Below are 22,056 nucleotides of genomic sequence, written 5' to 3'. Positions count from 1 at the left end.
CGCAGCCATGACCGCACACGTCACCGCCCCTGCCGCAGCCCTGGCCAGCCAGTTGCCGAGCTGGGCGACCCTCGTGCGGGCACCCAATCCCGGCCCGATGACCCTGGACGGGACCAATACGTGGGTGTTGCGGGAGCCCGGCGAGCGATTCGGCGTCCTCGTCGACCCCGGTCCGCTGGACGCCGACCACCTGGACCGGCTCGCCGCATCCGGACCGTACGCGATGATCCTGGTCACGCACGGCCATCCCGACCACGTCGAGGCCGCCCCGGAGGCGGCGCGCCGGTTCGCCGCACCGGTGCGTCTGCTGGCCGGTGCCGCGCTCGACTCGTTGGTCGAGGAGCACTCGTTGCCCGAGGAACACTCCTTGGTCGAGGAGCGTCAGCAGCCAGTGGAGCCGATCCGCGACGGTGCCGAGCTGCGTGCCGGTGGCCTGACCATCACGGTACTCGCCACCGCCGGCCACACCCGGGATTCGGCGTGTTTCCTAGCCACCGGGCCGGACGGGCAACGGGTGGTGCTCACCGGTGACACCATTCTCGGCCGGGGGACCACCGTCGTCGCCTGGCCCGACGGCGACCTCGGCGACTACCTGACGAGTCTGCGGCGGCTGGCCGCCTATCATGGCGTGCCCGCCCTGCCCGGACACGGCCCGGCGCTGGCCGACTGTGCCGCAGCCGCCGAGTTCTACCTGGCCCACCGGCAGGCGAGGCTGGACCAGGTCCGCCAGGTGGTCGCCAGCGGCATCACCGGGCCGGCGGAGGTGGTCGCGACGGTCTACGCCGACGTCGACCCCGTGCTGTGGCCGGCGGCCGAGTGGTCGGTCCGGGCCCAGTTGGCCTACCTGCGTGACCGGGAATCCCCGCCTGACCAAGCCGGGTTGGAACCTCAGTGACCTGCCCGGTATGTGGGACCGTCGCGGTGCCCGGGGCGCGGTTCTGCCACAACTGCGGTGCCGCGCTGCCGGCTGCCGCGTTCCTGCCGGCCGCCGAGCGCCGGGTGGTCACCGTGCTCTTCGGTGACCTGTCCGACTTCACGTCCTGGTCCGAGGATCTCGACCCGGAACGGGTCGGCGCGGTCACCGACCGGGTCCTCGCCGCCCTCGCCGGGGCGGTCAAGACGTTCGGTGGGCACGTCGACAAACTCACCGGGGACGGGATCATGGCGGTCTTCGGTGCACCGGTGGCGCACGAGGACGACGCCGAGCGGGCGGTGCGCGCCGCGCTGAGCATGCAGCGCGCGGTGCGGCGGGTGCTCGACGACGAACGCGGCGGCGGCGCGCCGCTGGGCCTTCGGGTCGGACTCAACACCGGTGACGTGGTCGCCGGGATCCAGGCCGCCATCGAGTACACGGTCATCGGCGACACGGTCAACACCGCCGCCCGGCTCGCCGATGCGGCCGCGATCGGCGCGGTCTACGCCGGTGCGAGCACCGCGGGCACCAGCCGGCACGTGGCTGCCTGGCGGCAGCTGCGCCCGTTACGGCTCAAGGGCAAACGGGCACCGGTGGAGGCGTACGAGTTGCTCGGCCTGCACGACGCCCCCGGCACCCGGTCCGGCATCGGCGACCAGGCGCCGTTCATCGGCCGGGAAGCCGAGATCGGCCGGCTGGCCGGACGTCTCACCGAGGTGATCGACCACGGCGAACCCCGGGTGTTGGTGCTGACCGCGGAGGCCGGCATCGGCAAGAGCCGGTTCGCCGCCGAGGTCGAGCGCTACGCCGCCGGCTACGACGTCGGCACCGGGCGGTACGCGGCCCCGACCGGCGCGCGGGTGCTCTCCGTACGCTGCGCCGCCTTTGGCGAACGACGCCGGCTCGCCCCATTGGCCGACCTGGTGCGGATCGCGGCCGGTCTGCCCCGCGACAGCGCAACCGCGGTCACCCGGCAGGTCGTCGAGGAACGGTTGCGCCGGCTCGGCCAGCGGCTGGCCCGGGTACGGCCGGAGCCGCTCCCGATCTCGGTCGACCTGCTACTCACCCTGCTCGGGTACGCCGACGCGCCGGCTGTGCATTCGTCCGCGAGCCCGGCCGAGCTGACCGCCGACGCTCCGGTGCTCGACGCGGAGGCTATTCCCGGCGCGGTGGCCGACCTGCTCAGCGGGCTCGCCCGGGAGACGCCGCTGCTGATAGTCGTGGACGACTTGCACGACGCCACGACCGACACGGTCGACGCGCTGGGCGAAGCTCTGTCCCGGCTTGTCGGTCCGGTGCTGGTCCTGCTGCTGGGCCGTCCGGAGCTGGTGCGTACCGCCGGCGCACTCACCCGGCTCGCCGACGCGGAGGTGTATCCGCTGCCGCCGCTGCGGGGCGCCGACGCGGCGCGGTTGCTGACGTCCTACCTCGACGGTGGCCGGTTGCCGCAGGCCGACGCGGACCGGCTGCTGGCCACCGCTCAGGGCAATCCGTTCTACCTGGCCGAACTGGTCACTCTGCTGATGGAGCGCGGGGCGCTGACCCGTACCGGGCCGCCCGGTGACGACGGCGCGAACTGGCGGTTGGTGCCCGGCTCGCTCAGCAGCCGGTTGCTCTCCCGGGATCTGGCGGCGGTGTTGGCCGCTCGGATCGATGCGCTTCCGGCGGACGCCCGCTCGGCGTTGCGCGATGCCGCGGTGGTCGGTGACACCGTGCCCGACGGTGCGTTGGAAGCGCTGCGGGAACGACGCGACGGCCGGCCGGGCGCGGTGGTCGCCGTGGAGTTCGACCGCGCGGTCGAAGAGCTGTTGCAACGTCGGATGCTGCACCGCACCCGGACCGGCTACGTGTTCCCGACACCGTTGATGCGGGAGGCAGCTTATGCCGGCATCGGCAAGGCCGATCTGGCCGAGCGCCACGCCTGCCTGGCCAGGTGGGCTGCCGGGACCGGGCCAATGGCGACCGGGCTCGTGTCGCCGGGCGGCGGCGTCCCACCGGCCACGGCGGCGCCGGGCGGGCTGACCCCGGCGCTGCGGGACGCCTTCGTCGCCGAGCACGCCGAGCGGGCGGTCGGTCTGGCGGAGGCGGTCGGGCTGCGGCCGGATTCGCCGGCCCGGGCGGTCGCGCCGCTCGGGGCCGCGGCGCTTGGCCGCGCGGCCCGCCGGGCCATCGCGGTCGGCGAGCCCGAACTCGCCGTGGAACAAGCCGAACGGGCCACCGCGCTCGGCGGCGAAACAGTGCCCAAGGTCGACCGTCTCGTGCATGCCCGGGCGTTGTTGCAGACCGGGCGCCCGGCGGACGCCCTCGCCGCCGCCGAGAAGGTCTTCGCCAACGCCGGCGACGACGCGGCGGCCCGGTCCGGCGCGCTGCTCGTCGCCGGGCGCGCCCACCGGGCGCTCGGTGACGCGGACCGGGCGTTGACGGTCTGGCGGGAGGCGTTGCAGGTCGCCGGTGACGTCGGTCTGGCCGCCGAGCGGGCGGAAGCGATGCGCCGTCTCGGGATGGCCGACTTCCTGGCCGGCCGGCTCGGCCGGGCCAGTAGCCGGTTCGCCGCCGCCTACCAGGTCAATCTGGAGGCCGGTGACCGCCGGGGACAGGCGTGGTCGCTGCAGAGCCTGGCCTGGGTGACCACTGCCCGGGGAGACTTCGCCGGCGCGGATGCGGCACTCGGCCGGGCCGCCCGGCTTTTCGCCGAGCTGGACGACCCGGTGGGGCGGGCCTGGTTGCGCGGCACGACGGCCTTTGCCCGACTGCTGTCCGGCCGGCTCACCGAGGCCCGTCGGCTGGCACAGGTCTTCCTGCCGTTCGGGGAACGGGTCGGGGAGGCGTGGGCGGTCGGTACGCTGCGGGCGGTCGAGGCGTTCGCCGCCGCAGAGCTGGGAGACCTTGCCGAGGCGGATCAGTCGGCACGTCGGGCGTACCGGGACTTCGACACTGCCGCCGACGACTGGGGGCGCGGGTTCGCCCTGCTCGCCCGGGGCACGGTCGCCCGTGGCCTGGGCCAGCTCGACCACGCCGAGGATCTGCTTGCCGCCGCTCTGACGCAGGGGGAGCAGATCGGCCATCCGTTGCTGACCGGCATGGCCGGCACGCTGCGCGGATTCGTGGCGCTGGAACGCGGCGACGTGGCCGGTGCCGAGCGGGCGGCGCAGGCGGTGCTGACCTGGGTGGAACCGCACAACCCGCTGGCGGCGGTACAGGTGGGTCCGCGAGTCCTGCTCGCCTCCGCCCGGGTGGCGGCCGGTGACGCGGCGACCGCGATCGGATTGTTGGCGCCGATCGCCGCCGCAGCAGGTAGCCATGCGTTGCTGTTCTCCCGGCGCCAGGCGTTGGCCCGGTACGCTGCGGCGCTGCTGCGTGACGGGCAGGCGGCGCCGGCGCTGCACTGGGCCCGGCGGGCGTTGGACGCACCGGCCGAGGACGTACGTAGCCAGGTGATCGGCTTCGAGGTGCTGGCCAGCGCGCTGGCGGCCAACGGGGAGTTCCAGTCGGCTCGACGGGCTGCCGACCGGGCGGTGGCCCTGGCATCCGCTACCGAGCAGGTCAGCGAACGGGCCACGGCCCGAGCGATCCGGTCTGCTGTGGATGGGCCGGGTGTCGCGCCCATCGGCGGACCCGACGATGCCGGAACGCCAGCGCGATCACTAGCCTGATCCCGACAGCGGCGCAGGCGGGCGCCACTGTGGGCGGAAGGACGCATGGTGATGAAGCTGCCCAGCTCGATATCCGGATGGACGGTCGCCGTGTTCGGCGCGATGGCGTTGCTGCTGGGTACGGTCGGCTTGGTGCAACCGGACGTCCTGCTGACGATGTTGGGATTCGAGGTGGTCCCGGCCGACGTGCGGGGCGCCGGGGACTACACCCGTACGTTCATGGCGGCGTCGTCGATGGCGTCGTTCAACATGGGGGTGTACTACCTACTGGCGGCGATTACGCAATGGCGCTCTTTCTATACGTTCAGTGTGCTTTTCCGGTTGGTCACCACGATCGTGTTCACCGCTCTCGTCATCGGTGAGGTGGCGCCGACCCGCTTTCTCGGGGTCGCGCTCTGGGAGGGCTTCGGGGCGTTGGTGACCGGTGCCGCGTTGCTGGTCGAGCGTCGGCGGGCGGCGTCGGTGACAGCGGCGGGCCGGGTGTCCGGCTAGCGCCACGACACCCGGCCCGCCGGGTCGGGCCACGCGTCGGCGGTCTTGGGTACCGTTTACGGTGTGAACGACAGACCGCCGAGCGCGCTGCCGTTCCCGTTAGTGCCTGGGTTGTCTGATTTATCGGTCTTTGCCCGAGGTGGTTATGCCACTGTCTACCGGGCCGTTCAGGAGTCCGTCGGCCGCGAGGTCGCCGTCAAGGTCGAAAACCGCGCCCTCGACAACGAGCGGGACCAGCGCCGCTTCATGCGGGAAGCGCGGGCAGCCGGGCGGATGTCGTCCCATCCGCACGTGGTGGATCTGTTCGACGTGGGGGTCACCCCCGACCTCCATCCGTACCTGATCATGGAGATGTGCGACGGCTCGTACGCCGATCGGATGAAGACCTCCCCGCTCGACGCGTTCGAGGCCCGGGACGTCGGCGTGAAGATCGCCGATGCTCTCGCCGACGCGCATCACCTCGGCGTGCTGCACCGCGACGTCAAACCGGCCAATATCCTCTACTCCCGGTTCAACGAACCGGCGCTGGCCGACTTCGGGCTCGCCGTACTGGTCGAGGCGCGTGACGCGTCGGTGACCCTTGAGGTACTCACCCCGGCGTACGCCCCGCTCGAATCGTTCCAACACCGACCGCCCTCGCCGGCGGCCGACGTGTACGCGCTCTGCGCCACCCTTTACGCGATCATGCACGGCAAGCCGGCCCGCTGGGACGACGAACGCAGCCCCAGCCTGATGATGCTGCTCGAACTCTTCGACCGGCCGGTGCCGGATCTGCCCGGCGTCCATCCGGCGCTCACCAGGGTGCTACGCCAAGGCATGGCCAACGATCCCGGTCAACGGCCGAGTGCTGTCGCTCTGCGTGACATGCTCGCCGCCGTGCCGCTCGGCTCGCACTGGAGCCCGGCGGCACCACACCGCCCGCCGTTCTCGATCGCGCCGGCTTCCGGTGGTCAGCCGACCGGACAACCGACCTGGCGGCCCATCGCGGGTGGCCAGCCGACCGGCTCGCCGCCGGTGCCGCCACAGGCCCGGCCCGCCACCCCGTCACACGAGAGCGGCGGGGCATCGACCGGAAACCACAACACCTGGAGCGTGCCGGTGCCGCCGGTGGAAGCCGTCGGTTCGCAGTCGCGTGGGACACCAGCGCCGCACCCGCCTCCACCAGGTGTCACCGGCACCGGACTGGCCGCGCATCCCAGGCTGCGGATGCTGCTCAGCGGGATCGGTGTGCTCACGCTGCTCGTGATGACGAGCCTCGGCACCTGGTTCGTGGCCAAGGGTTCGGCACCGGGATGGCTCTCGTCGTCGGCTGCCTCGACCGGCTCCGTGCGACCCGGCCCGACCGGCGCCAGCGCCGCCGGCTCGACCGGCTCTACCGGGCCCGAGCCGACCGGCGGTCCGGGCGGGGGAATGCTGCTGAACTGCCACCTGCCGAGGCAGGCCGGGTTGCGCTGTCCGGACGATCTGGAGTGTTTCGACGCGCGGGTGCGGGGCCGGAGCGCGACCATCTCCCCGACGGTGTGTACCGGTCGGCACACCTGGGAGGCGTTCGTCGTCGGCGACCTGCCGACCGGCCTCGACCCGACCGACGACGTCGCGGTGCGGGCCGCACCGGTGGTCCAGACCGCCTGCAGCGAAAACATGTTCCGCATCGTCACGCTGTGGATGGACACCCGGGGCTGGGAGTTCGAGGTGCTGCCACCGGATCCCGCCATGCTCGCCACCGGCGACCGGACCTTCCGCTGCCTGGCTGGCAGGGGACCGGGCGCGCTGACCGGACCGACCCTGGCCGATCGCTGAGCTGAACCGTCAAAAGCGGTACTAATACGACTAATCACAGCTACGCTTGCAGTTTCGACGGTATCGACCTGGGCAGAACATCCTGAGGTGACCGATGGATCGGCAGCGCCAAGACCAGCCGACCCGGCTCAATCGGTGCCTGATCACCGGAGTGACCCTCGCGTTCGTAGCTGCGTTGATCATGGCCGCCTTCACCTGGCCGGCTGTCTACGCGCAACCGCGTGGTGTGCCGGTAGGACTCGTCGGCCCGCCGGCGGAGGGAGCCGCCGCGGCCGCGCTGCTCACCCAGGCCCGCCCGCACGAGTTCACCATCCGGCCGTACGAAACCCGCGAGGTGGCGATCGCCGCGATCCGGCACCGGCAGGTGTATGGCGCGGTGGTGCCCGGAGATCCGCCAGAACTGCTGGTCGCTTCCGGCGCCAGTACGGTGGCCAGCCAGTTGATCACCGCGCTGGCACCGGCTGTCGCTGGTGGTCCGCCGGGCGAGGACGGGGGACCGGTCGTGAGCGGCCGAGTCGAGGTGACCGACGTGGTGCCGCTCTCCCGGCACGACGAACGCGGCGCCGGACTCAGCGCGTTCTTCTTTCCGCTGTTGCTCGGTGGCCTCAAGGGCGGGATCTTCATCGCCCTGGGCATCCAGGGCACCGCCCGGCGATTGCTCACCCTGGCCGTGCTGGCGGCGACAGCGGGAGTCGCGGTCGCCGGGGTCGGCCAGGTGGCTTTCCGGATTCTCGGTGGCTCGTTCGTTCTCAACGCGATGGCCAGCGGACTGGCCATCGCGGCGATCGCGGCCACCATCATCGGGCTGCGTAACCTCGTCGGGCTGCACGGCGTCGGGGTGGGTACCGTGCTGATCATGCTGGTCGGCAGCCCGATCTCCGCCGCCGCCCTGCCGGTGGAGTTCCTTCCCCGGCCGTGGGGCGAAATAGGGCAGCTCTTCCCGCCCGGGGCGTCGGTCGCCCTGATCCGCAACATCTCCTATTTTCCGCAGGCGCAGTTGCTGCCCCAGTGGCTGGTGCTCGGCGGCTGGACGCTCGCCGGCACCGCGCTGGCCGTGCTGTTCGCTCGGCGGCCACCGGCGTGGACGAGGTCACGTACCCCGCCGGACACCAAGATTGCCTGAGCCAGCGGGCATTCCGCCTGAGCGGGCCGTGCGGGACAATCGGCTGAATGGGTGACCCGCACGGCTTGGCCGTGCCGATTACATTGAAGCCGGCCGGCAGTGTGGACGGCCGGCGGAATCGCGTCGGATCTTGACGGTCACAGTTGGGCGGAGGCTGCCTTGGCAGATGCAGCAGTCAGTCAGTCGTACCCGTCGCACGCGAACCGCCGGCGCCAGCTGCTGACCACAGTGGCTGTCGCGCTGACCCTGGTGCTGACCACCGCCGCGGCCTGCCAGGGCCAGGAGGAGCCCAAACAGCGTACGGTGCAGGAGCTGCGGGAGCTGTCCACCATCAGCAACCGGGACAAGTTGCGGATCGGCATCTACGACGACTTCCCGCTGATGTCCTACACCGAGAACGGCGTCCGCAAAGGATTTGATATCGAGATCGCCCGCTACATAGCACGGTCGTTGGGCTTTGAGGACGACCAGCGTATCGAGTGGGTAACTCTTGTCACCGAGGACCGGGTCACCGCATTGCGCCGTGGCCGGGTCGACATCGTGGTGGCCAGCTTCTCGATCACCGACGAACGCGCGCGGGACGTCAGCTTCGCCGGGCCGTACCTGGTCACCACCCCCGAGGTGCTCATCGCGGCGGAGTACGTCGACGAGATCAGGACCATCCCGGATCTCCGCAGGGAGGAGTACGTGGTGTGCGCCGCCGGCGGCTCCACCACCGAGCGCATGCTGATCGACCGTGCGATCCCGTTCCAGGAGGCGAGCAGCCCCACCGACTGCCGCGACGGTGTCCTGTCCGGGCAGTACCAGGCGATGGTTTCCGACGCGACCATCCTGGCCGGCTTCCGCTCCCAGCATCCCGATCAGCTGACCCTGGTCAACATGCCGTTCGGCATCGACGAGTCGCTCGGCATCGGCGTACCACTCGAAGACGAGTACCTGCGCGACCTGGTCAGCTACTTCCTCGGCAAGAGTTACCACCAGGCCGAGAACAATCTGTCCACCGCCTGGCAGGCGGCGTACAACAACAACCTCGGGAACTGGCTGGGGCCGGCCGAACAGCCGCCCCCGCTCGACGTACCCGATCTGGTCGACCATGACGACAAAGTCGCCCGGTGACCGGATCGCCGCGCCCAGGCGAGGAGGACGAGCGGCCCACCCGGGCCGCCCAGCAGTTCTGGAGCATGGTGGTCGGTGCGCCAGCCATCGTCTCGGTGATGCGGCTGGTCGTCGAATCCGGCGGTGAGCTGCAGACGACCCTGTTGCTGGCGGCCAACGTCAACCCGGTCAACCTCGTCGCGGCCTTCGTCATCACGGCCAGTCGGATGGTCTCCGGCGCGATGGTGGCGCTGTTCGCGATCAGCGCCGTGCTGGCCGTCAGCATCGACAGTGATCCACGGCGTTGGCAGCGACGGCGAGATCCGCTGCTGGCCCGCTGGAAGCGGGTGGTCCCGGTCTGGTTCGTCATCGTCACCATCCTGGTCGCGGCGGTGACCTGGAAGATCCTCTACCTGCCACTGCTGTTGCCCGCGGTAGCGGCGACCTTCCAGCTCACGGCGCGACGGCTGCATGAGCGGCGTTGGGTCCAGGCCCTCATCGTGGTCTGCGGGCTGCTCGGCTACTACTGGCTGGTGGCGTCCACCCTCGCCGACGCAGCCGGACAGCGGGAGTGGATCGCCCTGCTGGTGCTGGCGCTACCACCGTTGCTCGCCCTATCGGTCACCGGCCCGGTGCTCTCGGTGACGGTGCGTCCACTGGTCGCCTCCGGACAACTCGCCATCATGGTCATGATGATCTGGACGTCGTACTCGGTGGCCACCGCACCGGTGCTGCCCAGCACGGTGACCGCCGTGGAAACGGCCACCGGCGGCACCGAGGACATCCGGGGCAGCGTGATCGCGGTGGACGACGTGAGTGTGGTGATCCTGCAGGAACAGGGCGGGGTCCGGTACGTGCCGACCGACGACGTCGTGTCCCGGGTGCTCTGCCCGAGCGAGGAAGACCTGCCGCGTTACCGGTTGTGGGTGCACGGATTTCACGTCGAGGATTCGCTCCTGCAGGCGCTGGGGCGGCAGGTACGGCCGATCACTCGGGTCGACGCGGTGTGCCGGGCCACCGCCGCTCGCCCGGCGACAACCTCCTGACCAGGGGATGACCGGTCTGACCAGGGGCACCGGCCGGTGCCCCTGGTCAGACGCGGGCGCGGCGGGCCAGGCGCTCCGGATCGAGGATGATGATGCTCTTGCCGTCCAGCCGCAGCCAGCCCCGGGACGCGAAGTCGGCGAGGGCCTTGTTCACCGTTTCCCGCGACGCCCCGACCAGTTGCGCGATCTCCTCCTGCGTCAGGTCGTGGGTCACCCGCAGCACACCGCCGTCGCGGGTGCCGAACCGGCCTGCCATCTGCAGCAGGTTCTTCGCCACCCGGCCCGGCACGTCGGTGAAGATCAGGTCGGCGAGCGCATCGTTGGTCCGGCGTAGCCGGCGGGCCAGCACCCGCAGCAGTTGCTCGGCGATCTCCGGCCGGTTGTTCAGCCACGGGCGTAGGGCCTGCTTGCGTAGCCGGGCGAGGCGGGTGTCGGTCACCGCGGTGGCGGTAGCCGTACGCGGACCGGGATCGAACAGGGACAGTTCGCCGACCATGTCGGAAGGGCCCATCACCGCGATCAGGTTCTGCCGGCCGTCGGCGGCCCGCCGGCCGACCTTGATCTTCCCGGTCAGCACGATATAGAGGCTGTCGCCGGGCTCGCCTTCGTTGAAGACGATCTCGCCCTTACGCGCCTCGATCGTCTCCATCTCCTTGGCGAGCGCCTCGGCTGCCTCCGGGTCCACGCCCTGAAAGATCCCGCTACGGGCCAGCACCTCGTCCATCGCGCACCTCCGCCTACGCGGCGTCTGCTCCCGGCACCCCAGCCGTGACCTGCCGCGCGCAGCCAGTCTAGGTGCACTCCGCCCCCAGTCGGATGCGCACCCTCCGAATCTTGATCCCGGAGCGTAACCCAAGTGGGTGGATCCCTCGTTAATATGCCCCACCCGATCTGCCGACCGGTCGTTGCCGTGCGGCTGGCGGATCCCATCGGGCGGGTCGGGCCGCCGTATCGTCGAGCGGTGCCCGCCGACGTCGCCCGCCCCTGGTTCACCTCCCGAGCCGAAGACGGCCGGTGGCTGCCGTTCGTCTGCTGGGCGCTGACCGAGCCACTGTTGGCGATCAGTTCCGCGCCGTTCGGCGGCGGCATCGGCCTGCGCTGGTGGGTGATCAACGCGACCGTGCCGATGTCGTACCGACGCGACGACCCGGACACCCACCTGGTCGAGCTGGCCGACCAGGCCGACCTGCGCGGACCCGGCGTCGGGCTGCTGACCGGGGTGGACGTGCGGCGGATGGTCGATCGGAGCGAATCCGGCGTGCGGGTCTGGACGACCGTCGGGCTGGGCACCCCGATCCTGGCGGCGGGAGATCCGGCGGCGGGGGATGCCGGCGACGGCGCGACGCCGCAGCGGGTCGGCACGATCAACACCGTCGCGGTGCTGCCCGAACGGCTCAGCGAGGCGGCGTTGGTGAACGCGGTGGCCACCGTGACCGAGGCGAAGACCCAGGCACTTGTCGAGCTGGGCCTACGGGCAACCGGCACGGCCACCGACGCCGTCGCCCTGCTCTGTCCACCGGACGGGGCGGAGCAACGGTACGGAGGACCCCGATCGATCTGGGGCGCGAGGCTCGCCCGCGCGGTCCACCGAGCGGTACGCGATGGTGCGGTCGGCGGTGCCCCGGTGCCGTCAACCGGACACGGCGGCGAACCAACCGGATGGCGGTCGTCGCAACGGCCGGGTGGCCGGTAGGGTCGGGCCAGTGACCGACGCCCAGCGCGCCCCGCGAGGTCGCAGGCGGCAGGAAGCCGCCCCCGGCCGCCCGATCCTGTCGATAGTCATTCTCACCGCCGTGCTGCTCGGCGGGGTGCTCGGTGGCATCGTGGCACTGGGCGGCACCGGTGGGGGAGACGAGTCAGCCGACCCGCAGTGGCAGTCTGCGGTCTCGCCGGCCGCGGCGACTCCGACTGCCGAGCCCGAGCCCGAGCCCGAGCCAGCGGCCATCTCGATGTCGGCGACCGGTGACATCGTGCTCGGCAACGCGCCGGACCGGCTGCCCGCCGACGACGGTGCCGGCTTCTTCGACTCGGTTGCCGAGGCACTGGCCGCAGACCTGGTCATGGGTAATCTGGAGGAGCCGCTGACGGTGGACACCGGCACCGGCAAGTGCGGCCCCGACTCCACCCAGTGTCACCAGTTCCGTGCTCCGCCGGAGTACGCCGCGCACCTGCGCGACGCTGGGTTCATGCTGCTCAACCAGGCCAACAACCACGGCTACGACTACGGGGAGGCAGGCTACCGCAACACCCAGCAGGCGCTCGAAGAGCACGGCATGCAGCACACCGGGGCGCTCGACGAGATCACCGTACTGGACGTCGAGGGGGTGCGTGTCGGCGTCGCCGGCTTCTCCTCGTACTCGCCGCCCAACAACAGCCTGATCGACCTGGAGTCCGCGGCGGCGGTCGTGCGCCGCGCGGACGAGCTGGCCGATCTGGTCGTGGTGCAGGTGCACATGGGTGGCGAAGGAGCGGAGATGACCCGGGTGACACCGGGCACCGAACTGTTTCTCGGTGAGAACCGGGGCGATCCGATGGCTTTTTCCCGTGCCATGATCGACGCTGGTGCGGACCTGATCGTCGGCCATGGGCCGCACGTGCTGCGCGGCATGGAGTTCTACCAGGGTCGGCTGATCGCGTACAGCCTCGGCAACTTCGCCGGCGGTGGCGGCACGCTGAACAACAGCGGCCGGCTCGGGCTGGGCGGGGTGCTCAAGGTCTCGTTGAACCTCGACGGCAGTTGGGCCGGTGGCCAGTTCACCGCGACCTTCATGGACGGCAACGGGCTGCCGACCATCGACGAACAGCGCCGTGGTCTGGACCTGGTCAGGCAGCTGAGCGAGGCGGACTTCCCGCAGACCGGCGCTCAGTTCGGCGAGGACGGGACGATCTCCCCGCCGGCGGACTGATGCACACGGTGCGGTGCGCCGACGTAGGCTGGCCGGCGTGACACCGGTGGCCCCCCGACCCGCGAAAGCGCTCGCGGCACGAAACGAGACCGACCTGGGACGCAAGCGGCGCGCCCGGCGGATGGCGAGGCTGCTCGCCGAGACACACCCCGACGCCCACTGCGAACTCGACCACGACGGTCCGTTGCAGCTGGCGGTGGCCACGATTCTCTCCGCGCAGTGCACCGACAAGCGGGTCAACGAGGTCACCCCCAAGCTGTTCGCCCGCTACCCGACGGCCGCCGACTACGCCGCCGCCGACCGCGCCGAGTTGGAGGAGCTGATCCGGCCGACCGGGTTCTTCCGCAACAAGGCCAGCGCGCTGATCCGTCTCGGGCAGGCGCTCACCGAACGGTACGGTGGCGCGGTGCCAGGCCGGCTCACGCAGCTGGTGGAGCTGCCCGGCATCGGCCGCAAGACCGCCAACGTCATCCTGGGCAACGCCTTCGACGTGCCGGGGATAACCGTCGACACGCATTTTCAGCGGCTGGTACGCCGGTGGCGGTGGACCGAGGAATCCGAACCGGTCAAGATCGAGCACGCGGTCGGCGAGCTGATCGAGCGCCGCGACTGGACGATGCTGTCGCACCAGGTGATCTTTCACGGCCGCCGGGTCTGTCACGCCCGCAAACCGGCCTGCGGCGCGTGCACCCTTGCCGCGCTCTGCCCCGCCTACGGCACCGGTCCGACCGATGCCGCGGCAGCGGCCAAGCTGCTCAAGGGGCCGCGTGCCCGGGAGCTCGCGGAGCAGGCCGGAGTGGCCGCCGACCTGGTGCCGGCCGCTGCCGTCACCGCCGAGGTGCCGTGAGGGCCGGCCGGCTGCGGGCGTTCTGGGCCGCTGCGGCGATGACGGCCGTCCTGCTGCCCGCGGCCGGTTGCACCGCCGACCCGTCGTCCGAACCGCAGCAGACTGAATCCGTTCCGTTCGCCGGCTGCGCGTCGCTGACCGCGCCGCCGGCCGGGACCGCCGTCGCGTCGCCCGCCGTCGCGGCGACGCCGCTTCCCGGTTTGCGCCTGCCCTGTTTCGCTGGCGGTACACCGATCGACGTGCGGGCGCTCCGTGGCCCAGCGGTGATCAACTTCTGGGCCGGCTGGTGCCCGCCCTGCCGAGAGGAGCTACCGGCCCTGCAACGCCTGGCCGATCAGAGCGCCGGGCGACTGCACGTCGTCGGCGTCAACACCGCCGACGATCGCGGCCGGGCCCTTTCGGTGGCCGAGGACCTGGGGCTGGACTTCCCGCAGCTCGTCGACCCGGACCGACGCTTCCTGCGGTCGGTGCAGCGGACCGCGCTGCCGCTGACCATCTTCGTGGACGACAGTGGCGACATGCGGCTGCTGCACCAGGAGTCCGTCCTCGACGACGCCATGCTCGCGCGACTGGTCGAGCAGGAGCTGCGGGTGGCGGTGGCGCGGTGAGCGGACCTGTGTCCGGCTCGCTGCCGCCCTGGTGGATGCCACTGCTGACCCGGCTCCGGTCGGCCCGTACCGCCGATTTCACCCGCCTGTCCACCCCAGCCCGGGGCGGACGGCCCAGCGCGGTGCTGGTACTGCTCGGCGAGGACGGGCCGGACGAGCCGGATGTGCTGCTGTTGCAGCGGGCGGCCACGCTCCGTACCCATGCCGGCCAACCAGCCTTCCCGGGCGGTGCCGCCGATCCCGGTGACGCAGACGCGCCGGCGACGGCGCTGCGGGAGGCCGAGGAGGAAGTCGGCCTCGACCCGACCAGCGTCACGGTGCTGACCCAGCTACCGCAGCAGTGGATTCCGGTGAGCAATTTCGTGGTCACGCCGGTGCTCGGCTGGTGGCACCGACCCCATCCGGTACACCCACGGGAACCGGCGGAGGTCGCGCACGTCACCCGTATTCCGTTCCGGGAACTGGTCGACCCGGACAACCGCCTGCAGATACGCCATCCCAGCGGCTGGGTGGGTCCAGCCTTTCAGCTTCGCGGCATGCTGGTCTGGGGATTCACCGCCGGTGTGCTCGCCACACTGCTTGACATGGGCGGCTGGTCGGGCCCGTGGCCCATTGACCGGATCATCGACCTGCCGCCGACCCCACCGGCGAACACCGTGCCGGAGCCGGTCACGGAAGCGACCGCCGCCGGGCACCGTACGACCGACTCACCGCCAGCCGCCGGTGACCAGCCGCCCTGACCACGGCTGCCGGCCGCGCGTGCCGTCGGGTTTGTCCGGCCGGCCCCGTAGTCTTGACGGGTGTCCGCCGTTGACGTCGTGCTGTTGTTGCTCATGCTGCTGTTCGCGATCAGCGGCTACCGCCAGGGATTCGTCATCGGGGTGCTGTCGTTCGCCGGCTTCCTCAGCGGTGCGTTGATCGGCCTGCAACTCGGCCCGCTGCTGGCGCAGCAGTTCGCCGACAACGCGGTACGCGTGGTGGTGTCGCTGATCGCGGTCTTCGGCCTGGCCGTGCTGGGCCAGGCACTCGCCGGCTGGGCCGGCTCCCGGCTGCGGCATGCGATCAGCAGCCCGGCCGGTCGACGGGCGGACGACATCGGCGGCGCGGCGATCTCCCTGGTCGCGGTGCTGCTCGTCGCCTGGCTGGTCGCTGTTCCGCTGGGCTCTTCCTCGCTGCCGGGCCTGGCCGGTGCGGTCCGCAACAGCGCGCTGCTCAACGGGATCGACCGGGTGATGCCCTCGCAGGCGCAGGCGTTGTCCGACGCGCTGCGGGACACTGTCGACACCAGGGGTTTTCCCGATGTCTTCGGCGGACTCGCGCCCACCCGGGTGCGGGAGGTTCCCGCCCCCGATCCGGCGCTGGCAGGTTCGGCGGTGGTGGCGAACGCGGAACAGTCGGTGGTCAAGGTTCTCGGCTCGGCGCCGCGCTGCTCTCGGCGTATCGAGGGATCTGGCTTCGTGTACGCCGACGACCGGGTCATGACGAACGCGCACGTGGTCGCCGGCACCCAGACCGTGGCGGTCGAGTTGCAGGGGGAGCGGCACAACGGCCGGGTGGTGGTCTACGACCCGGATCTCGACCTGGCCGTGATCTACGTGCCGAACCTGCCGGCCCCGGTGATGCCGTTCGCCGACCGTCCGGCGCCCACTGGTGCCGACGCTATCGTTCTCGGGTTTCCGCTGGACGGCCCGTACGACGCGCAGTCCGCGCGGGTACGCGACGTCGGCCCGATCACCGGTCCCAACATCTACGACGACGGCGACGTCAACCGCGAGGTCTACACCATCCGGGCGCTGGTGCGTTCCGGAAACTCCGGCGGGCCGCTGGTCGCCGTGAACGGCCTGGTTCTCGGGGTGATCTTCGCCGCGGCGGCCGACGATCCGAACACCGGCTTCGCGGTTACGGCGCAGGAGGCGGCCGACACCGCGGTGTTGGGCGTCCGGAGCACCCGCCAGACGGCTACCGGGGAGTGCGCCTGAGCGGCTGCCGGGCAGCGGTGGTGATTCGCCCAGCGGCGGTGACCCGTCGCATCCGGCGGCAGAGCCAGACGCTGGCGGCGACGGTCACCAGCACCAGCAGACCGCCGCTGAGCCAGCCCGGCGTGTCCTGCCGGGTGGCCTCGACCACCGGACCGACCGCCCAACCCGCACCCTGATCGTCGCCGGCCGGCCCGCTCAGCGGGGCCGATCCGCCGGCGAGGGCGGGTTCGACCGCCTCAAGTCCTGGCGCCCGACCGAAGCCGGCGACTCCGGGCGTCTCGTTGTCGTCGAGCGGGTTGCGGGCGACCGGAGCGACTCCGCCGGTCAGTGCGGCGACCGGATCCACCAGGCCGAAGCCATAGCGGTCGTCACGTCCCGGTGCCCCGAGATCGCGGGCGGTTTCGATCAGCCGGGTCACCACGGTGCCGGCCGACATGTCCGGCCAACGGGATCGGATCAAAGCGGCGGTCGCGGCGACCAGCGGGGCGGCGAAGCTGGTGCCCTGCACCCGCCAGTAGCCGTCGGGCCGTGCCCCGACCAGGCTGGTGGCCGGGGCGGCGAGAATCGTTTCCGGTCCGGTGATGGATCCCGGCCACAGGTTGTCGGCGTCACGGTTGAGTCCGGCGACCGCGACCACGCCAGGCTCACGAGCCGGATACCACACTCGTGACGAACTCGTCGCCGACACGTTGCCGGTGCAAGCGACGACGACGACGTCACTGGCGAAGGCGTAGTCCAGCGCGGCGGCGAGCGCCGGGCTGTCGCCACCGCCGCCGAGCGACAGGTTGATCACCTGGGCGCCGTTGTCCACCGCCCACCGGACCGCCTTGGCCACCACCATCGCGTCGTCGTAACGGTTTTCCTCGTCGAGCACCCGCACCGGAAGGATCTTCGCGCCCGGGGCCAGTCCGAGGACTCCGTCGTCGTCATCGCCACTGCCGGCGATCAGCCCGGCGACGGTGGTGCCGTGCCCGACCGGATCCGAACGACCGTCGCCGTCGTCGACGAAGTCCATTCCTGGCAGCACCTGGCCGGCCAGATCCACGTGCGACGCGTCGACGCCGGAGTCGATCACCGCCACGGTGATGCCGACGCCGGTGGCGAGCTGCCAGGCGGCTGACGCGTCCAAGGTACGCAGTTGCCATTGATCGTCGCGGATCTGATCGAACCTGGCGGGCAGCAACGCCGCCGTGACCGGACCTTTCGGGGTAGCGTTCCTGACCGGCTCCGCTTCCGCCGGCTCCGCCGGGGCTGCCTCCGCCGGGGCTGCCAGCCGCGCGTCGGCGGTGGCCGGGCCTGCCCGGGACGCGGCGGACGCCGGTGCACCCGGCGCCACGGCCACCGGTGCCGCGACGCCCACCATCGACAGCAGCACCGCCCCGGCGAGCCACCGGGCGGTGCCGCGTGGATGGCGTGGCGACGACGTCACAGTGCGGCCTTCTCACCCCAGCAGACACTTGCTGCACGGAGGTTACCGCGATTTCCTGGCCGCAGAAGCAGTCTTGCCGACTCCGGCGGGTACGCCTGGTCAATCCGGCGGCAGGTACGCCAACTGGACGAGTCGGACCCCGTCCCGGCGGGTGACCAACCGGCCCCGACCGGGCGGCAGCGGTCCGGGACGGACCTGGCCGATCAGCGGACCCTCGTCCCGGTCACCGGCAAGCACCAGCCCGGCCGTGGGGAGTTCGCGCAGCCGCTGGACGACCGGCTCGTACAACGCCCGTGCGGCACCGCCGGTGCGGCGGGCGATCACCAGGTGCAGCCCGACGTCCTTGGCCTGCGCCAGATAGTCGACGAGTGGCTGCAGCGGGTTGGCCGGTCCCGCGCCGACCAGGTCGTAGTCGTCGACCAACACGAACAGCTCGGGCCCGGACCACCAGGAGCGGGACCGCAGCTGCTCGGCGGTGATCTCCGGTCCTGGCAGCCGGTCCCGTAGATAGCTCGCTGCCGATCCGATCAGGTCCGTTGCGTGCGGCGCAGCGGTCCCGTACCCGATCAGATGCTCGGTCGTGACCGCGTCGAGCAGGCTGCGGCGGTAGTCGATGATCATCACCCGGGCCTGCTCGGGAGCGCACTGGGCGGCGATTGCCGTGGCCAGCACGCGCAACAGACTCGACTTGCCGGACTCGGCATCGCCGAAGACCAGCAGGTGCGGCTCCGCGGTGAAATCGATGACCACCGGGCGCAGATCCACCTCGGCCAGCCCGATCGCCACCCGTAGCCCGCCGGTGCCGGCACGGTCGAGTTCGGCGTACGGCAGCAGCGCGGGTAGCAGCCGCACCGGCGGGGCGCTCGGTCCTGACCAGTGCCGGGCGACCGCCGTGACCAGGGCGGCGGTGCCGTGACCGGGTGGTCGGACCGTCTCGGTCACCTCGGTCACCTGGGCTACCTCGGTCACCTGGGCTACCTCGGTCACCTGGGCTACCTCGGCAAGCGCGGTAAACAGGTGCATCCCGTCGCCGGTGATCCCCCGACCCGGTGTCTGCTCCGGCACGTTCGCCGCGGACCGGCGCGACATCAGCGAGTCGATCGGATCCCCGAGGCGCAACTCCAACCGGGAGCCGAACAGGTCCCGCAGGGCGGGCCGGAAGTCCGACCAGCGGAGTGCCGACACGACCAGATGGATGCCGTACGACAGGCCACGGGTAGCCAGGTCGACGAGCACCGGTTCCAGATCGTCGTACTCGTTGCGCACCGTCGGCCAGCCGTCGACGGCCAGAAACACGTCACCGTACGGATCGTCCCCCGCCGCCGTGCCGGTCGCGGTATCCGCCCGGCGGGCCCGGTACGCCGCCATCGAATCGATGCCGAGCGCGGCGAACCGCTGTTCCCGGGTGGCGAGCAGGCCGGCCAGTTCGGCGACGGTACGCCGTACCGCGGTGGTGTCGGCGCGGGCCGCGACGCCGCCGACATGCGGCAGGCCGCGCAGCACGGCGAGGGTGCCGCCGCCGAAGTCGAGGCAGTAGACCTGCACCTCGACCGGAGTGTGGGTCAGCGCGAGGGCCATGACCAGCGTTCGGATCAGTTGCGATTTCCCGCTCTGCGGCGCGCCGACGGTGGCGACGTGCCCGGCGGCCGTGTCCAGCGCCAGCCAGAGCGGTTCCCGGCGCTGCTCGAACGGCCTGTCCACCACGGCCACCGGGACCCGGAGTCGGCCGGGCAGTGGTTGTCGGGCGGCGGCCAGGCCACGGCCCGGGACCACTCGGAGCTCGCCGAGTAGTTCGTCCAGGGTGGGCGCCTCGGCCAGGGGCGGCAGCCACACCTGGTGTGCCGGCGGGCCCTGTCCGGCCAGTCGGCCGACCATGACATCCAGCAAACTGGGGTCGCCGGCACGGACCTGGGCCGGCGCCGGCGGTGGCGTGGCTGTCGGCGTGGTCCGGTAGCGGTGCAGCACGCTCTGCGGCTGGTGCCCGCCGGCCCGGCGCGGCGCCGGCCGCCGGTGCGGACCCGACACGTACGCGGTCTTGAACCGCACCGGTGCGGCGGTGCCACGGCGGAGGAACCCGTGCCCCGGATCGGTCGGCAGATGGAAGGCGTCCGGCACGCCGAGGACCGCGCGCGACTCCAGCGACGAGAACGTCCGCAACCCGATCCGGTACGACAGTTGCGTGTCCAGCCCGCGCAGCCGACCCTCGTCGACCCGTTGCGAGGCGAGCACCAGGTGCACCCCGAGCGATCGCCCCACCCGACCGATCTGCAGGAAGACGTCGATGAAGTCGGGTTTGGCGGAGAGCAGTTCGGAGAACTCGTCGCAGACGATCACCAGCGACGGCAGCGTGGGCAGTGCGGCGTCGCCGGCCCGTCGCCGGATGTAGTCCCGTCGGCTCGCCAGGTTGCCCGCCCGGCGCAGCAACTCCTGCCGCCGGACCAGTTCCCCGGTGAGCGCGTCGGCCATCCGGTCGACCAGCGGCAGTTCCTGCGCCAGGTTGGTGATCATCGCGGCGGTGTGTGGCAGCCGATCCAGCGCGGCGAACGTGGCGCCGCCCTTGAAATCGACGAGGATGACGTTCAGTTCCTCGGGCGGATGGGTCAGCGCCAGCCCGAGCACCAGCGTGCGCAGCAGCTCGGATTTGCCGGATCCGGTTGCGCCGACGACCAGCCCGTGCGGCCCCATTCCATGCTGCGCCGACTCCTTCAGGTCCAGCTCCAGCGGCTCCCCGTCGACGGTGAGGCCGATCGGTACGCGCAGCAGCTGGCCTTCTGGCCGATGCCGGCCTGCCGTGGCACCGGTCCACCACCGTGCCTGGGCCGGGTCGTCCAGTTGCAGCAGCCGGACCAGATCCGGCTCGACGCTACGGGCCGGCGCCGCCGGATCCGTCCCGGCCACCGCCAGCCGTAGCGGAGCGAGCCGGCGGGCCACCGCCTCCGCTTCGGCAACGCTGAGCTGGTCCGGGGTGCCGGTCTCGGTCAGCTCGGCCAGGGTCCTGCTGAACAGCCGGCCGTCGGGAGCCAACCGCAGCTCCAGCACCGTCCGGTCGAACACGTGTGGTGCTGGGCGGTCCAGCGTCAACACGGTCGCCGCTTCGGCGACCATGGCGGGCACGATCCCGTCATCCGCAGCGGTCACCCCGTCGTACACGACGACCAGGTGCGCACCGGCGGCCGCCGTCAGGTCTGCCGCCCCGGGCACCGCCCCGGGCACCGCCCCGGGCTCTGCCCCGAACACCGGCCCGGATCCCCGGTCGGGGCGCAGCGGCACCAGCAGGTCGTGCAACTCGCGGCGATCGCTGGTCACCAGCCGTAGCGGGCCAGCGGCGTCGACCTGGTACGGGTGCTGGGCGTGCGGCAGCCACTTCACCCACTCCCACCGGCGCCGCCGCTCGGCCGCCGCGCAGACGGCGATCCGCACGTCGTCCGGGGCGTGGAAGACCGCCAGCTGGGCGAGCATCGATCGGACCAGGGCGGCAGCCTGGTCGGCGTCACCTCGGTCCGCACCGCCGGTCACGAAGATCTGGGCGAATCCGCGCAGTGCGACGGCCACCGGCAGCCGTGGTACGACGGCGTACGTGTCGAGGAAGCGGCGCATCGCGGCCGACGTCAGCGGCTCGGCTTCCACCCCGGCCCGGCTCGGCGGAGGGACGAGCGGCGTGGCCAGCAGCTGCGGACCGGTGCCGACCCGTACGACACCGAAGTCGTCGTCGCCACGACGTCGTTCCCAGACCCGGGTGCTGGCCACCGTCGACCACAGCCGACCCGGATCGGGGTGCCGGTAGTGCAGCGCGGCGCGCTGGCGCGCCGTGGTGTCCCGTACCTGATGCCGTAGCGCCGACAGTTGCCGCAGGTAACTGCGGCGGGCGGTGATCAGCGCGGCCCGCTTGGGCACGCCCGCACCGCTGCTCCACGAGGTGGCGAGCGCAGCCAGCGCGGAGATTCCGAAGACCGCGCCGACGAGGTACGAGTAGGCCCCGCCGCCGCGACCGAACATCATCGCCATGGCCACCGAACCGCCCAACATCGGCAGCAGCATCAGTACCTGTCGCCAGTGGCCCTCGACCTGCTGCGGCAGCTCCGGTGGCGCGGCCACCGGCACCTCGCCGACCGGAATGTCCGGTGCCGGCCGGCGAGCCGGTCGCTTGAGGACGGTGAAGGGCACC

At 71.7% G+C, this 22,056-nt stretch carries 16 protein-coding genes; 13 read left to right on the top strand and 3 right to left on the bottom strand.

Annotated features, from left to right (window positions below; genetic code table 11):
- The first annotated feature begins 7 nt into the window (after positions 1–7).
- From ACN27F_RS15730 to ACN27F_RS15700, 7 genes are all read left to right on the top strand, one after another.
- Positions 8–895, top strand: coding sequence for an MBL fold metallo-hydrolase (locus ACN27F_RS15730; RefSeq protein WP_421434277.1), 888 nt, complete (start codon positions 8–10; stop codon positions 893–895).
- Positions 892–4,566, top strand: a complete 3,675-nt coding sequence (locus ACN27F_RS15725; RefSeq protein WP_421434276.1) for an AAA family ATPase — start codon at positions 892–894, stop codon at positions 4,564–4,566. Before ACN27F_RS15730 ends, ACN27F_RS15725 begins: the two co-directional genes overlap by 4 nt.
- Before the next feature lie 51 nt (positions 4,567–4,617).
- A complete protein-coding gene (locus ACN27F_RS15720) occupies positions 4,618–5,058 on the top strand; it encodes a hypothetical protein (RefSeq protein ID WP_421434275.1) in 441 nt (146 codons plus the stop codon).
- A gap of 63 nt (positions 5,059–5,121) precedes the next feature.
- Complete coding sequence (locus ACN27F_RS15715; RefSeq protein ID WP_421434274.1) at positions 5,122–6,858, top strand: protein kinase domain-containing protein; 1,737 nt, start codon at positions 5,122–5,124, stop codon at positions 6,856–6,858.
- 94 nt (positions 6,859–6,952) lie between these two features.
- The gene (locus ACN27F_RS15710; RefSeq protein ID WP_421434273.1) at positions 6,953–7,981 is read left to right on the top strand and encodes a hypothetical protein; all 1,029 of its coding nucleotides are present in this window, start codon (positions 6,953–6,955) and stop codon (positions 7,979–7,981) included.
- Between the two features lie 159 nt (positions 7,982–8,140).
- Positions 8,141–9,097 carry a transporter substrate-binding domain-containing protein gene (locus ACN27F_RS15705; RefSeq protein WP_421434272.1) on the top strand — a complete coding sequence of 319 codons (957 nt, stop codon included), beginning with the start codon at positions 8,141–8,143 and terminating at the stop codon, positions 9,095–9,097.
- On the top strand, positions 9,094–10,122 hold the full coding sequence (locus ACN27F_RS15700; RefSeq protein ID WP_421434271.1) for a hypothetical protein: 1,029 nt from the start codon (positions 9,094–9,096) through the stop codon (positions 10,120–10,122). Before ACN27F_RS15705 ends, ACN27F_RS15700 begins: the two co-directional genes overlap by 4 nt.
- Before the next feature lie 46 nt (positions 10,123–10,168).
- Here the strand turns inward: ACN27F_RS15700 and ACN27F_RS15695 are convergent, their stop codons facing one another.
- On the bottom strand, positions 10,169–10,846 hold the full coding sequence (locus ACN27F_RS15695) for a Crp/Fnr family transcriptional regulator (protein ID WP_278119492.1): 678 nt from the start codon (positions 10,844–10,846) through the stop codon (positions 10,169–10,171).
- Between the two features lie 237 nt (positions 10,847–11,083).
- On the opposite strand from ACN27F_RS15695, the gene ACN27F_RS15690 reads away from it, so the two are divergent.
- From ACN27F_RS15690 to ACN27F_RS15665, 6 genes are all read left to right on the top strand, one after another.
- On the top strand, positions 11,084–11,815 hold the full coding sequence (locus ACN27F_RS15690; RefSeq protein ID WP_421434270.1) for an adenosylcobinamide amidohydrolase: 732 nt from the start codon (positions 11,084–11,086) through the stop codon (positions 11,813–11,815).
- Between the two features lie 73 nt (positions 11,816–11,888).
- Complete coding sequence (locus ACN27F_RS15685; protein ID WP_421440238.1) at positions 11,889–13,028, top strand: CapA family protein; 1,140 nt, start codon at positions 11,889–11,891, stop codon at positions 13,026–13,028.
- A 28-nt stretch (positions 13,029–13,056) separates the two neighbouring features.
- The gene (gene nth, locus ACN27F_RS15680; RefSeq protein WP_421440236.1) at positions 13,057–13,875 is read left to right on the top strand and encodes an endonuclease III; all 819 of its coding nucleotides are present in this window, start codon (positions 13,057–13,059) and stop codon (positions 13,873–13,875) included.
- On the top strand, positions 13,872–14,483 hold the full coding sequence (locus ACN27F_RS15675; protein ID WP_421434269.1) for a TlpA family protein disulfide reductase: 612 nt from the start codon (positions 13,872–13,874) through the stop codon (positions 14,481–14,483). The genes nth and ACN27F_RS15675 overlap by 4 nt, the downstream gene beginning before the upstream one ends.
- 35 nt (positions 14,484–14,518) lie before the next feature.
- Positions 14,519–15,223 (top strand): NUDIX hydrolase, encoded by a 705-nt coding sequence (locus ACN27F_RS15670; protein WP_421440235.1) that lies wholly within the window; start codon positions 14,519–14,521, stop codon positions 15,221–15,223.
- 60 nt (positions 15,224–15,283) lie between these two features.
- Positions 15,284–16,462 (top strand): MarP family serine protease, encoded by a 1,179-nt coding sequence (locus ACN27F_RS15665; protein ID WP_421434268.1) that lies wholly within the window; start codon positions 15,284–15,286, stop codon positions 16,460–16,462.
- On the opposite strand, the gene mycP is transcribed toward ACN27F_RS15665, so the two are convergent.
- Both mycP and eccCa read right to left on the bottom strand, forming a co-directional pair.
- Positions 16,443–17,891 carry a type VII secretion-associated serine protease mycosin gene (gene mycP / locus ACN27F_RS15660; RefSeq protein ID WP_421434267.1) on the bottom strand — a complete coding sequence of 483 codons (1,449 nt, stop codon included), beginning with the start codon at positions 17,889–17,891 and terminating at the stop codon, positions 16,443–16,445. The two genes, ACN27F_RS15665 and mycP, sit on opposite strands and share 20 nt — an antisense overlap.
- 99 nt (positions 17,892–17,990) lie before the next feature.
- Positions 17,991–22,055, bottom strand: coding sequence for a type VII secretion protein EccCa (gene eccCa / locus ACN27F_RS15655; RefSeq protein ID WP_421434266.1), 4,065 nt, complete (start codon positions 22,053–22,055; stop codon positions 17,991–17,993).
- Position 22,056 lies beyond the last annotated feature (1 nt).

This window comes from Solwaraspora sp. WMMB335, assembly GCF_049179075.1.
Taxonomy (GTDB): Bacteria; Actinomycetota; Actinomycetes; order Mycobacteriales; family Micromonosporaceae; genus Micromonospora_E.
The sequence above is the reverse complement of the archived record's forward strand: the minus strand, read 5'-3'. Positions and strand labels throughout refer to the sequence as shown.